Raw genomic sequence first — 13,640 nt, 5'->3', positions numbered from 1 at the left:
GCCGCCGGTCGCGGCTCCGCGCCGCCCCACCCCACCCGACCCGCCCCCGGAGGACGACGTGCTGCCCCTCACCCCGATGCCGCTGCAGACGGCGGGTGAGCGGGCGCTGTTCGAGGAACTGGTGCGCTGGGACACCGGCGGGGCGGTCCGGGGCGCGGTCGTGGCGTCGATCCCGGTGGTCGACGGGCCGATGGAGCGCCGGCTCTCCGACGCCGTGGTGTTCGTGCCCGAGGGCCTGGCCGTCGTCCGCGTCGTCGAGGTGGTCCGCCAGAGCGGTGTCGTCACCGCCGCGGCCGAGGGCGCCTGGACCATCGGCCCGGAGGCCGGGCAGCCCGGTGACGTGCTGCAGCTGGCCGGCGGCGGCTCCAGCCCCCTCGACGGGCTCATGCGGGCGGGCATGGACGCCGCCGTCCGGTTGCGCCGCGCCGGCCTCGAGCCCGGCCGCATCGCCCGGCTGACGGTGCTGGTCGGCGACCTCACCGGGCTGGTCCCCGCCGACGGCGACCTCGGCGAGGGCGACCAGGTGGCGCTCCTGGAGCCGCGGTCCCTGCTGCTCGGCATCGCCCGCAGCGCCCGGTACGCCGGCGTGGACAACCCCCGGCTGTGGACGACGGCCGACGTGCGGGCCGCGCTCGAGGCGCTGGGCCTGGCCGGGCGTGGCCCGTCGGTGCAGGAGCTCAACGGCGAGGGCTTCCCGTACTCGCCGTACGTCCTGCGCACCCCCGAGCTGATGGCCCCCGCGGCGATGACGTCGGGCCCCGCGTTCGCCGCCCCCGCGACGGCCCCGCCGCCCGCGCCGGTGCCGGCCGCTCCGCAGGCGCCCGCCCGCCCGCTCGTGGACCCGGCGGCGGCCGCGGCGGTCGCCGCCGCGGCCATCCGCGCCGACGAGGAGGCCGCGTCCCGCGCGGCCGCCGCCCGGGACGCCGCGGTGGCCGCGGCGTCCGCCGGACCGAAGGACACCCTCGTCGGCCCGACGGTCGGCGTGCCCGCCGACGAGACCGGCGGCATCGGCGGCCTGTTCGCCGGCGCCGAGCGGGAGGACGTCGCCCCGCCGGCGCCCGCGCCGGTGGCCGCCGAGCCGCTGCCCGCGCCCCGGGCGCCGCTGCCCGAGGGCGTGCCGCTCGTCGCGGCGCGCCGGCGCCCGCGGCCGCGGATGCGGACGGCGCTGCTCGCGGTCGCGGCGCTGCTCCTCGCCGCCGTCCTCGGCGTCGGGGCGACGCTGCTGTTCGGCGACGACGAGACGCCGGCCGCCTCGGGTGCCGGGACGGCACAGGCCGGGGACACCGCCGCGCCGACCGACGCCCCGACCGGTCCGCAGCCGGGGGACCGCGAGGTGGTCGACGGCAGCACCTTCGTCGCCCAGCGGGTGCAGGTGGACCCCACGTGCGCGGGCAACGCCTACGGCGCGGTGGCCGACTTCTTCGCCGACAGCGACTGCACCGGCCTCGCCCGGGCGCTCTACTCGACCGACGCCGGCGGGCGTCCGGTCGTCGTCTCGGTCGCCACGGTGGACATGGGCGACACCGCCGGGGCACGGGCGCTGCGCGCGCTGACCGACCGCAACGGCAGCGGCAACGTCAGCGACCTGCTGCGGGAGGGGCTGCGCTACGACGGCGGCCCCGACGGGCTCAGCGGGGCGGAGTACGCCAGCGCCGTCTCGGGCAGCACCGTGACCATCGTGGAGACCGCGTGGGCGGCGCCCGGGTCCACCGGCAGCGCCGCGGACCTCGACGTCCTCGCCTCGACCGCGCTGGTCCTGCCGATGCCCTCGCCGACCGCCTGAGGCCCCGTCCGGAGGCTCGCCGCGAGCCTGCGAGCGGTGAGAGGGACGGGTTCTCTCTCAGGAGGTGGCGGCGGCCTCGGCCATCGCGGCCAGCAGGGCGGCCATCTGCGCCCGCGGCACCCGCCCGGCGCTGTGCGGCGTGGAGTTGATCAACCCGAACACCGCGTGGGCCCGGGCCCGGCTGGTCGCGGCGTCCGCCGAGGGGTGCAGCCGGCCCAGGACGCCGACCCACACCTCGACGTAGCGGCGCTGCAGCCGGCGCACCTGGGCGGCGTCGTCGCCGGGCAGCGAGCCGAGGTCGCGGTCGTGCACGGTGATGAGTGCCGGGTTGTCGAGGGCGAAGTCGACCTGGAAGGCGATGAGCGTCCGCAGCTGCGCCAGGGGGTCGTCGCCGGCGTCGGTGACCCGTTCGGTGCCGCCGGCCAGCAGCCGCTCGCTGATGCGCAGCAGCATCTCGGCGAGCATCGCGTCCTTGCTGGCGAAGTGCCGGTAGATCGCCGGGCCGGTGACGCCGACGGCCGCGCCGACGTCGTCCACCCCCACGGCCCGGGCGCCGCGCTCGGCGAACAGCTGCGCGGCCGCCCGGAGGATCTGCTCCCGCCGCGACGGACGCGCGGCATCGGCGTGCAGCGCGGTGTCGACGTCGGTCACGCGACCTCCTCGCCGGCGCTCGTCGGCCTCGCGACCGGTGGTGCTGTGCCCCTGGGTGACCTCGCGAGCTCGGTCACCTCCGGATGCTAGCGTGCGTTGACCGGGGACGTGAACCGTCGTTAACATCCGCACCGTGGACGCCCCCGTGCTGGCCCGCACACCCGCCGCCGACGCGGACGCCGCCCGGCGCAACGCCGAGGCCCACGCCGCGCTCTCCGCCGACCTGGCCGCGCAGCTGCGCCGGGTGGCCCAGGGCGGGGGAGAGCGGGCCCGGCAGCGGCACGTCGAGCGCGGCAAGCTGCTGCCCAGGGAGCGGGTCGACGCCCTGCTCGACCCGGGCAGCCCGTTCCTGGAGCTCTCCCCACTGGCCGCGCACGGCCTCTACGGCGGCGACGCCCCGGCCGCCGGGATCATCACCGGCATCGGGCGGGTCTCCGGCCGCGAGTGCGTCGTCGTCGCCAACGACGCCACCGTCAAGGGCGGCACCTACTACCCGATGACGGTGAAGAAGCACCTGCGCGCGCAGGAGGTGGCCCTGCACAACCGGCTGCCGTGCGTCTACCTGGTCGACTCCGGCGGTGCGTTCCTGCCGATGCAGGACGACGTCTTCCCCGACCGCGAGCACTTCGGCCGGATCTTCTTCAACCAGGCGACCATGTCGAAGGCCGGCATCCCCCAGATCGCCGCCGTCCTCGGCTCGTGCACCGCCGGCGGCGCGTACGTGCCGGCGATGAGCGACGAGGCGGTGATCGTCCGCGAGCAGGGGACGATCTTCCTGGGCGGCCCGCCGCTGGTGAAGGCGGCGACCGGCGAGGTGGTCACCGCCGAGGAACTCGGCGGCGGCGACCTGCACAGCCGGGTCAGCGGGGTCACCGACCACCTGGCCGAGGACGACGCGCACGCGCTCCAACTGGTCCGGCAGATCGTCGGCACGCTCGGGCCGCGCAGCCCGCGGCCCTGGGACGTCGAGCCCGCCGAGGAGCCGCTGTACCAGCCGGAGTCGATCTACGAGGTCGTGCCGCCGGACCCGCGCACCCCCTACGACGTGCGCGAGGTGATCGCCCGCCTGGTGGACGGCAGCCGCTTCGCCGAGTTCAAGCCGCTGTACGGGCAGACGCTGGTCACGGGCTTCGCCCGGCTGCACGGCCACCCCGTCGGGATCATCGCCAACAACGGCGTCCTGTTCAGCGAGTCGGCGCTCAAGGGCGCGCACTTCATCGAGCTGTGCGACCGGCGCTCGATCCCCCTGCTGTTCCTGCAGAACATCTCCGGGTTCATGGTCGGCCGCGACTACGAGGCCGGCGGCATCGCCAAGCACGGCGCGAAGATGGTCACCGCCGTCGCCTGCGCGCGGGTGCCGAAGCTCACCGTCGTCATCGGCGGCTCCTTCGGCGCGGGCAACTACTCGATGTGCGGCCGGGCCTACTCGCCCCGGTTCCTGTTCACCTGGCCCAACGCCCGCATCTCGGTGATGGGCGGGGAGCAGGCGGCGTCGGTGCTCGCCCAGGTGCGCCGCGACGGCCTCGAGGCCCGCGGCGAGGAGTGGCCGGCGGCGGAGGAGGAGGCGTTCAAGGCGCCGATCCGGGAGCAGTACGAGCACCAGGGGCACCCCTACTACGCCACCGCCCGGCTGTGGGACGACGGCGTCATCGGCCCCGCCCAGACCCGCACCGTGCTGGGCCTGGCCCTGTCCGCCTGCGCCAACGCACCCTTGGAGGAGGTCGGCTATGGCGTGTTCCGGATGTGACCGGCCGGTTCCCGACCTCGCCGCACGATGCCCGGCCGGTCCTACGGCAGTGAGTGCAGCTGCACTCCCTGCCGTAGGACCCACGAGGGAGAGGTGAGCCGCGTGTTCGACACCGTCCTGGTCGCCAACCGCGGCGAGATCGCCGTCCGCGTCATCCGCACGCTGCGGTCTATGGGCATCCGCTCGGTCGCGGTCTACAGCGCCGCCGACGCGGGGGCGCTGCACACCCGCGTCGCCGACGTCGCCGTCCCGATCGGCCCGGCGCCGGCCGCCGAGAGCTACCTGTCCATCGAGCGGGTGCTGGACGCCGCCGCCCGCACCGGCGCGCAGGCGGTGCACCCCGGCTACGGGTTCCTGTCGGAGAACGTGGAGTTCGCCCGGGCCTGTGACAAGGCCGGCGTCGTCTTCATCGGCCCGCCGGTCGCCGCGATCGAGGCGATGGGCGACAAGATCCGCGCGAAGCAGACGGTCATGGCCGCCGGCGTCCCCGTCGTCCCCGGCCGGACCGAACCGGGCATGGACGACGACACGGTGGCCGCCGCCGCGATCGAGGCCGGCTTCCCGGTGCTGCTCAAGCCCAGCGCCGGCGGGGGCGGCAAGGGCATGCGGGTGGTGCGCTCGGCCGCCGAGCTGTCCGAGGCCATCGCGGCCGCGCGACGCGAGGCGCGGGGCTCCTTCGGCGACGACACCCTGCTGGTGGAGCGCTACATCGGCGCCGCGCGGCACATCGAGGTGCAGGTGCTCGGCGACGCGCACGGCACCGTCGTCCACCTGGGCGAGCGCGAGTGCAGCCTGCAGCGACGGCACCAGAAGGTCATCGAGGAGGCACCCTCGCCGCTGCTGTCCCCGGCGCAGCGCTCGGCCATGGGCGCCGCCGCCGTCGAGGCCGCCCGCGCGGTCGGGTACACGGGTGCGGGCACGGTGGAGTTCATCGTCGACGCCGAGCGGGCGGACGACTTCTTCTTCCTCGAGATGAACACCCGGCTGCAGGTCGAGCACCCGGTGACCGAGTGCGTCACCGGCCTGGACCTGGTCGAGCTCCAGGTGCGCGTGGCGGCCGGTGAGCGGCTGCCGTTCGGTCAGGACGACGTCCGGCTGGACGGGCACGCGATCGAGGCGCGGCTGTACGCCGAGGACCCGGTCCGGGGCTTCCTCCCGCAGACCGGCACCGTGCTCGGCCTCCGGGAGCCCACCGGCGCCGGGATCCGGCTGGACAGCTCGCTGGCCGTGGGCTCGGTCGTCGGCACCGACTACGACCCGATGCTGGCCAAGGTCGTCGCGCACGGCCCCGACCGCGACACCGCGCGGGCGCGGCTGGTCGGGGCGCTTGGACACACCGCCGTCCTCGGGGTGCCGACCAACACCGCCTTCCTGCGGGCCCTGCTCACCGACCCCGACGTCGTCGCCGGGCGGCTGGACACCGGGCTGATCGAGCGGCGCGGCGAGACGCTGACCGCCGCCGCGCCGGTGCCGCCGACGGTCTACGCCGCGGCCGCGCTGGCGCTGCTGGTGGAGGCCGAGCCGGCCGGGCCGGTGGTGGACCGCTGGGACGTCCCCGACGGGTGGCGGCTGGGCGAGCCGGCGTGGACGGTCCGCCGGCTGCAGGCCTCCGGCGGTGACCCGGTGAGCGTGCGCGTGCGCGGGCGCTCCGGCGCTGCGCAGGTGCGGGTGGGTGACGGCGACCCGGTGCCGGCCTCGGCGGTGCGCGACGGCGACGAGCTGGTCGTGACCCTGGACGGCGTCACCTCCCGGTTCGCCGTCGTCCACACCGGCGGGGACGTCTGGCTGGCCGCCAACGGCCGGGTGGCCGCGTTCCGCGAGCACGAGCGGCTGCACTCCGCGGCGGAGGGGGCCGGCGGGGGCGGTGTCGTCACCGCGCCGATGCCGGGGACGGTGACCGTGGTGCAGGCGTCCGTCGGCGACCGGGTGGAGGCGGGGACCCCGCTGCTGGTCGTCGAGGCGATGAAGATGGAGCACGTGCTGACCGCCCCCGTCGCGGGGACGGTCACCGAGCTCGGCGTGACGGCCGGCCACCAGGTCCGGCTCGACGAGCGGGTGGCCGTGGTGACCCCATCGGCCGCCGACGAGGGGGAGTGACGCAGGTGCTCGACTACCGGCTCGACGAGGAGACCGACGCGCTGCGCAAGGTCGTGCGCGAGTTCGCCCAGGAGGTGATCGCGCCGCAGATCGGGGGGTTCTACGAGCGCGACGAGTTCCCCACCGCGATCGTGCGGCAGATGGGAGAGCTGGGCCTGTTCGGGCTGCCCTTCCCCGAGGAGTACGGCGGCTCCGGCGGCACCTACTTCACCCTGTGCGTGGCGCTGGAGGAGCTGGCCCGGGTCGACTCCTCCATGGCGATCACGCTGGAGGCCGGCGTCTCGCTCGGGGCGATGCCGATCTACCGGTTCGGCACCGAGGAGCAGAAGCAGCGGTGGCTGCCCCGGCTGTGCGCGGGGGAGGCGCTCGGCGCGTTCGGGCTCACCGAGCCAGGCGGCGGCTCGGACGCCGGCGCCACCCGCACCACCGCGCGCCTGGAGGACGGCCACTGGGTGGTCAACGGCTCCAAGGCGTTCATCACCAACTCGGGCACGGACATGACCGAGCTGGTGACGGTCACCGCCGTCACCGGCACCCGGCCGGACGGCGGCAAGGAGATCTCGGCCATCGCGATCCCCTCCGGGACGTCGGGCTTCGCCGTCGGCCAGCGGTACTCGAAGATCGGCTGGAACGCCTCGGACACCCGCGAGCTCTCCTTCAGCGACTGCCGGGTGCCGGAGGAGAACCTGGTGGGGGAGCGGGGCCGCGGCTACGCGCAGTTCCTCTCCATCCTCGACGAGGGCCGCATCGCCATCTCCGCGCTGGCCGTGGGGCTGGCGCAGGGCTGTGTGGACGAGTCGGTCAAGTACGCCGCCCAGCGCGAGGCGTTCGGGCAGCCCATCGGCCGCAACCAGGCGATCCAGTTCATGATCGCCGACATGGAGGTGCGGGCCTCCACCGCGCGGCTGGCGTACTACCGGGCGGCGGAGAAGATGCTGCGCGGGGAGCCGTTCAAGCGCGAGGCCTCGATCGCCAAGCTCTACAGCTCCGAGGTGGCGATGGACAACGCCCGCTACGCCACCCAGGTGCACGGCGGCTACGGCTTCATGAACGAGTTCCCGGTGGGCCGCTTCTACCGCGACGCCAAGATCCTCGAGATCGGCGAGGGCACCAGCGAGGTGCAGCGGATGCTCATCGCCCGCGACCTCGGCGTCGGCTGAGCGCCGCAGCCTCGGCGGCCCGGGCTCACTTCAGCAGGCGGCGCAGCACCTTGCCGGTCGGCGACCGGGGGATCTCGTCGACGAAGACGACGTCGCGCACCCTCTCCTGGGGAGCCACCCGCTCGGCCACGTAGTCGGTCAGCTCCTGCTCGGAGACCGGGCCGCGCCGGGCGACGAAGGCCCGCGGCAGCTCCCCGGCCTCCTCGTCGGGGATCCCCACCACGGCCGCGTCCGCCACCGCCGGGTGGGTGGTCAGCACGGCCTCCAGCGCCGCGGGGGCGACCTGGTGGCCCTTGTACTTGATCAGCTCCTTCACCCGGTCGAGGAGGAACAGCCAGCCGTCGGCGTCGACGGTCGCGAGGTCGCCGGTGCGCAGCCAGCCGTCGGCGTCGAGCGTCGCCGCGGTGGCCGCCGGCGCGTTCAGGTAGCCGGCCATGACCTGCGCGCCGCGCACCCACAGCTCCCCGACCTCGGCGTCCTGGCCGCTGATCGGGTCGACCAGCCGCGCCTCGGTGCCGGCCACGAGCATCCCGGCCGACCCGGGCGGTCGGGGGCGGTCCCCGTTCAGGGGCGCGATGGCCAGCATGGGGCCGGTCTCGGTCATCCCGTAGCCCTGCAGGACCACGCAGCCCAGGCGGGCGGCGCAGGCCTGCTCGAGCCCGGCGCCGAGCGGGGCCGCGCCGCTGCCGAGCACCTCGAGCGCGGAGAGGTCGACGTCGTCGACGGCGGGGTGCTTGGCCAGCGCCAGCACGATCGGGGGCACCACCACCTGCTTGGCCACCCGATGGCGCGCCAGCAGGCCGAGGAACTCCGGCAGGTCGAAGCGGGGCATCGTCACGGTCGTGGCGCCCACGTGCAGCGGGTGCACCAGCTGGGTGGCGAACCCGGCGGCGTGCCACCACGGGAGCACGGCCACCGTGGTGTCGGTCGGGGCGTAGGAGAACAGCGGTTCGGTCTGCACACAGCTGGCGACCAGCGACCGGTGGGTCAGCCGGACGCCCTTGGGCAGGCCGGTGGTCCCGCTGGAGTACGGCAGCAGGGCGACGTCGGTGGGGTTCCCGGCGACGGGTGGCCCGCCGACGGCGCCGAGCAGCTCGGCGAAGGACCGGGCGCCGGGTGCCTCGCCGAGGACGACGACGTCGGTCACGCCCGCCTTGTCCGCGGCGACCCCCACCCGGTCCAGCAGGGCGGGAACGGTGACCAGACACCGGGCGCCGGAGTCCTGCAGCTGGACGGCGACCTGCTCGGGCGGTGCCAGCGGGTTGACCGGCGTCACCGCGGCCCCCGCGGCCTGGGCACCGAGCAGTGCCACCGCCCACTCCGGGCAGTTGGGCGCCATGAGCGCCACGACGTCGCCCCGGGCGGTGCCGGCGGCGGCGAAGCCGGTCGCGGCCCGGCGCACGGCCTCCTCGAGCTCGGCGTGGCTGGTCACCCTCCCGGTGGCCCCGTCGACGAGCGCGGGCGCCTCGCCGCGCTCGGCCGCGCGATCCAGCAGGAAGGCGGGCAGGGTCCGGTCGGGGACGGGGACGGCGGGGAACCGACTGCGGATGATCATGGCGGGTCCTTCCCGGTCCGCTCTCGGCGCCGAGCCGGACGACGAGGTGGTGCTCGACGCCACCCCCCATGCTGGCCCTCGGCCGGGCCGATGGGGAGGCGCTCGCCCACGCATCGGCCCGCGGGCGGTGCACCCCGACCCAGCGGAGGCCGGGAGCGCAGGTCTCCTGCGCTGCCGGCCTCCGCTGCGGGTCAGGCGGTCACGTCGACGAGCACCTTGCCGACGGCGCCCTCCTCCACCGCCCGGTGTGCCTGCGCGGTCTCGGCCAGCGGGTACACGTGCAGCGGCAGCCCGGCGTCCTCACCGACCCGGACCGCGCCGTCCAGGACGGCGGCGTTGACGTCCTCGACGGCGATCGCCTTGGCCCGCTCCGGCTCGGTGTAGACGTAGACGAACTGCCAGCGGACGTTGGACGTCATCTGCGCGCGGACCGGCAGGGTCACCTCGTCCCCGCCGTTGTTGGCGTAGACCGCCACCGCGCCGTGCTGCCCGAGCACCTGGGCGTCCACGGCGGCGTTCTGGGCGGGTGCCACCTCGACGACCGCAGCCACGCCCTTCGTCGTGATCTTGCCGACCTCGGCGACGACGTCCTGCTCCCGGTAGTCGATGACGTGGCTGGCCCCGGCCGCGGCGGCCAGCTGCGCCTTGCGCGGGCTGCTGACCGTGGCGATGACGGTCGCGTCGGCCCAGCGGGCCAGCTGGATCGCGGCGTTGCCCACCGCGCCGGCGCCGCCCTGCACGAGGACGGTGTGCCCGGTCAGCGAGCCGGGACCGAGCCGGTCGGGGAGAGACTCGGCGACGGTCAGGCAGCGGTGGGCGGTGAGGAACGGGATGCCGAGCGCCGCACCGAGCTCGAAGGACGGGCCCGCGCCCAGCAGCACGACGTGCCGGGCCGGGACGACCGTGTACTCGGCGGCGGTGCCGAACGGTCGCTGCCAGGCCGCCTCCCAGATCCACACCCGCTCGCCGACCAGCACCGGGTCGACACCCTCGCCGACGGCGTCCACGGTGCCCGAGCCGTCCTGGTTGGGGATCTGCCCGTCCGGGCCGACCGCGGCGCCCCCGGCGGCGCCGCTGCGGGTCTTCCAGTCCGTGGGGTTCACACCGGAGAAGGCGACGCGCACCCGGACCTCGCCGGGGCCGGGCTCGGGGGTGGGGCGGTCGACGAGCTGGAGGACGTCGGCGGCGCCGGGCTGCGTGTAGGTGATGGCTCGCACGCCAGCGCCCTACCCGTTCGCGCGGCGATCAGCGCACGGATCGGTTCCGGGGCAGTCTCACCGCCAGCGGACGGTCTCCGGGCGGCGGCCGAGGACGCGGGTCACCTGCCGCGCGGCCCGGTCGTCGGCGTTCACCAGCACGGGCCGCTCCGTGCCGGCGAACAGCGGGAGGTCCGACGGGCTGTCGCTGTAGACGGCGGTCCACGGTGGCGGGTGGCCGCGCTCGCTCAGCATCTGCACCTTGGTCGCCCCGATGGCCCGGCGCGTCCGGGGCGGGAGGAGCGACCCGGTCGAGCCGACGACGTCGACGTCGGCCAGGTCGACGGCGGCCAGGAACCCGCGGGCCATCGTCTCCTCACAGCCGGTGGCCACCACCACCTCGTCCCCGGCGGCCCGGTGCGCCCGCACGCGGGCGACGGCCTCGGCGACGACGGCCTCGGGCCGCCGGGCCATGGCCGCCCGGTAGGCGTCGGCGACCGCCGCGACGTCGGACGCCGGACGCCCGCCGACGGCGAGCCGGGTGAGCAGCCGGGCCGCCAGGGGGCGGGTCCAGGGCAGCGTGGAGCCGACGAGCAGGAGCGGCGCGGCCAGCAGCAGGGGGACGGCGCGCCACGGTGCCTGCCGCAGCCGCCCGGCGAGGAAGAGGGTCGAGGCGTCGCCGCCGAGCAGCACCTTGTCGAGGTCGACGACGACGGTCCGGGCCACACCAGGGGAGTACCGGCCTGGGGTGGTGCGGGAAACCTGCCCGCAGGCACCGAGGACCTGCGGCACTGGGAGGTGCTCGCGCACCGGCAGTAGCGTGCCGGGGCCTCGACCGAGGAGGGACACATGACGACTCTCGACGCGGTCCCGGGCCAGCAGGTCGACCTCGACTTCGCCCAGCGCTTCGGCGGCGAGTTCGTGGCCGCCTGGAACTCCCACGACCCCGAACGGCTCGTCGCGCTGGCCGACCCGGTGGTCCGGTGGGAGGACCCGTACATCGCCGGCGGGCGGCTGGAGGGTCACGACGCGCTGCGGGCGTGACTGCGCAGCCTGTGGCGCTGCCTGCCGGACCTGGAGTTCGTCGTGGACGGCCCGCTGCACCTGGCTGCCGACGGCCGGTCGGTCATGGCGGCCTGGACGGGGCGGGCCACCATGGCCGGCCCGCTCGTCCCCCCGGGGTTCGCGCCCACCGGGCAGCCGGTGGTGATGGACGGCGTGGACACCCACTGGTTCCGGGACGGCCGGCTGGTGCGGGTGCGCACCGTCACCGACGTCCTGGCCGTGGCGCGGCAGATCGGCGCGGCACCGGAGCCCGGGACGGCGGCGGACCGCGTGGGGGTCGCCGTGCAGCGGCTCGGTGCCTGGCGGCGTCGCCGCTCGGGACGCGGCCGGCGGTCCGCCACCGGCTGACCGGGCCGCCTGGGCAGGGGTCCCCCCTCGGGGTGAGCGGGAGCGGAGAGCACTCCACCCGGGCGCCGCCGCGCCGATCACAGGGAGGTGCAGCTCAGACTCCCCGGCCGCCTCGCGGCCGTGCTCCCCGAGGGGCGCAGCCTGCCCCGCGAGGTGTGGCTGCGGCGGCACCGCGCCATCGTGTGGATCGCGGCCGTCCAGGCCCTGGCCCTGGGCGTGCTGACCGTCGCGGTCGGGCACTCGCCGCTCACCGCCCTGTTCGTGGTGTGCGCTGTCGGCTACCCGTTGGTCTTCCTGGTGCTGCCGGGCGCGTGGCGGGGGCTCTGCGCCACCGCGACGTCGCTGAGCCTGCTCGGTGCCTCCGTGGCGCTGGTGCACGTCCTCGGCGGGCTGACCGAGGCGCACTTCCACTTCTTCGTCGTCATCGGTCTGGTGGCCCTCTACCAGAGCTGGCTGCCCTTCGGGCTGGCGCTGCTGGTGGTGCTGGTCCATCACGGGGTCGCGGGCACCGTGTTCCCGCACGAGGTCTTCGGGCACGAGGGCGCCCACCGCTCCCCGTGGGCGTGGGCGGCGGTGCACGGCGTGTTCGTGCTGGCCGCCAGCCTCGCCCACCTCGCCGCCTGGCGGCTGAACGAGCAGCAGGGCCTGCGCGACCGCCTCACCGGCCTGGCCAACCGCACGCAGCTGGTGGAGAACGCCGACCGCCTGCTGGCCGGCGACCGCGCGCCGGTGAGCGCGCTGGTGCTCGACGTCGACGACTTCCGCGACGTCAACGACGCCCGCGGCCACGCCGCCGGTGACCGGCTGCTGGTCGCCGTCGCGCAGCGGCTGGCCGGGTGCGTGCGCTCCGGCGACGAGGTCGCCCGCCTCGGCGGCGACGAGTTCGCCATCGTGGTGGACGGCGGCCCCGAGGTCGCCGCCGCCGTCGGTGAGCGGATCCTGCGGGCGCTGGCCGACCCGGTCACCGTCGACGGCCGCCCGCTGTCGGTGCACGCCAGCATCGGTACCGCCGACACCGGCACCGCCGCCGAGCGCGACGCGGTCACCCTGCTACGCAACGCCGACCTGGCGATGTACATGGCCAAGGCCCGGGGAAAGAACCGGCTGGTCCAGTACGCCGACGGGATGGTGGAGGACGCGCAGGGCAAGGCCGAGCTCCTCGAGGACCTCGCCGCCGCCACCGCGGCCGGCCAGTTCGAGGTCCACTACCAGCCGACCATCGACCTGGCCGCCGGAGTCACCACCGGCTACGAGGCGCTGCTGCGCTGGCACCACCCGACCCGCGGGCTGGTGTCCCCGGTCGAGTTCGTCCCGCTGGCCGAGGAGGGCGGGCACATCGTCGAGATCGGCCGCTGGGTCCTCGGGGAGGCGACCCGGCAGGCCGCCGCGTGGTCGGCCTCGGCCGGGCGGCCGATCGGCATCGCCGTCAACCTCTCGCCCCGGCAGCTGGCCGACGACGACGTGGTCGCCACCGTGCGCGCCGCACTCGCCGCGAGCGGGCTGCCGGCCCGTCAGCTCACGCTGGAGGTCACCGAGGGCGTGCTGGTCCGGGACGTCGACCAGGTCGTCGGCCAGCTGCTGGCGCTGCGCACCCTCGGCGTCCGGATCGCCATCGACGACTTCGGCACCGGCTACTCCAGCCTGTCCTACCTGCGCCGGCTGCCGGCCGACATCGTGAAGATCGACCGCAGCTTCGTGCAGGAACTGGGCACCGGGAACCGGTCGACCACGCTGGTCGCCTCGATCATCGAACTGGCCCGCAGCCTGCACCTCGACGTCGTCGCCGAGGGCGTGGAGACCCCGGAGCAGCAGGCCGTGCTCGGCCGGCTGGCCTGCTCGCACGCCCAGGGCTACCTGTTCGGGCGGCCCGCGCCGGCCGGCGCGCAGACCCCGGCGGCCGCGGACGCCCCCGCCGTCCCCGCCCCGCGCGGACGGTTGGCCGTGCGCCGCTGAGCGTCCCGCCGGGGTCGGCGGTCTCGCACGCCGGACGTCGTGCAGCGTGCGAGACCGCCGATCCCGGCGCACCGGGACGCGTGCA

9 protein-coding genes and 1 pseudogene are annotated in these 13,640 nt (G+C 75.8%); 6 read left to right on the top strand and 4 right to left on the bottom strand.

Features of this window, described 5'->3' with window-relative positions:
* Positions 1–58 precede the first annotated feature (58 nt).
* Positions 59–1,783: a hypothetical protein gene (locus tag ACI784_RS08065; RefSeq protein WP_457013085.1), complete on the top strand. Its 1,725-nt coding sequence runs from the start codon at positions 59–61 to the stop codon at positions 1,781–1,783.
* 57 nt (positions 1,784–1,840) lie between these two features.
* Here ACI784_RS08065 and ACI784_RS08060 read toward each other — a convergent pair whose 3' ends face one another.
* Positions 1,841–2,434, bottom strand: coding sequence for an SACE_7040 family transcriptional regulator (locus tag ACI784_RS08060; RefSeq protein ID WP_456923067.1), 594 nt, complete (start codon positions 2,432–2,434; stop codon positions 1,841–1,843).
* 133 nt (positions 2,435–2,567) lie between these two features.
* Between ACI784_RS08060 and ACI784_RS08055 the strand changes: the two genes are divergently transcribed.
* From ACI784_RS08055 to ACI784_RS08045, 3 genes are all read left to right on the top strand, one after another.
* Positions 2,568–4,181: a carboxyl transferase domain-containing protein gene (locus tag ACI784_RS08055; protein ID WP_457013084.1), complete on the top strand. Its 1,614-nt coding sequence runs from the start codon at positions 2,568–2,570 to the stop codon at positions 4,179–4,181.
* A 102-nt stretch (positions 4,182–4,283) separates the two neighbouring features.
* Positions 4,284–6,278, top strand: coding sequence for an ATP-binding protein (locus ACI784_RS08050; RefSeq protein ID WP_457013083.1), 1,995 nt, complete (start codon positions 4,284–4,286; stop codon positions 6,276–6,278).
* The gene (locus tag ACI784_RS08045; RefSeq protein ID WP_457013082.1) at positions 6,275–7,438 is read left to right on the top strand and encodes an acyl-CoA dehydrogenase family protein; all 1,164 of its coding nucleotides are present in this window, start codon (positions 6,275–6,277) and stop codon (positions 7,436–7,438) included. The genes ACI784_RS08050 and ACI784_RS08045 overlap by 4 nt, the downstream gene beginning before the upstream one ends.
* Positions 7,439–7,463: 25 nt before the next feature.
* On the opposite strand, the gene ACI784_RS08040 is transcribed toward ACI784_RS08045, so the two are convergent.
* The 3 genes from ACI784_RS08040 to ACI784_RS08030 form a co-directional block, all read right to left on the bottom strand.
* Complete coding sequence (locus ACI784_RS08040) at positions 7,464–8,993, bottom strand: AMP-binding protein (protein WP_457013081.1); 1,530 nt, start codon at positions 8,991–8,993, stop codon at positions 7,464–7,466.
* 191 nt (positions 8,994–9,184) lie between these two features.
* Complete coding sequence (locus tag ACI784_RS08035; protein ID WP_457013080.1) at positions 9,185–10,210, bottom strand: NADPH:quinone reductase; 1,026 nt, start codon at positions 10,208–10,210, stop codon at positions 9,185–9,187.
* Positions 10,211–10,267: 57 nt separating this feature from the next.
* Positions 10,268–10,915: a haloacid dehalogenase-like hydrolase gene (locus ACI784_RS08030; RefSeq protein ID WP_457013079.1), complete on the bottom strand. Its 648-nt coding sequence runs from the start codon at positions 10,913–10,915 to the stop codon at positions 10,268–10,270.
* Between the two features lie 123 nt (positions 10,916–11,038).
* Here ACI784_RS08030 and ACI784_RS08025 point away from each other — a divergent pair.
* Positions 11,039–11,602 (top strand): annotated as a pseudogene (locus ACI784_RS08025) (ester cyclase).
* A gap of 87 nt (positions 11,603–11,689) precedes the next feature.
* Positions 11,690–13,555: a putative bifunctional diguanylate cyclase/phosphodiesterase gene (locus tag ACI784_RS08020; RefSeq protein WP_457013078.1), complete on the top strand. Its 1,866-nt coding sequence runs from the start codon at positions 11,690–11,692 to the stop codon at positions 13,553–13,555.
* The last annotated feature ends 85 nt before the right edge of the window (positions 13,556–13,640 follow it).

The sequence above is a fragment of the Geodermatophilus sp. SYSU D01186 genome, assembly GCF_054050215.1.
This window is presented reverse-complemented; position numbering and strand designations above follow the sequence as displayed.

What these genes read in the sequence shown, in the direction of transcription:
- ACI784_RS08040 (WP_457013081.1), bottom strand. Translation starts at nt 8,993, where the DNA reads ATGATCATCCGCAGTCGGTTCCCCGCCGTCCCCGTCCCCGACCGGACC.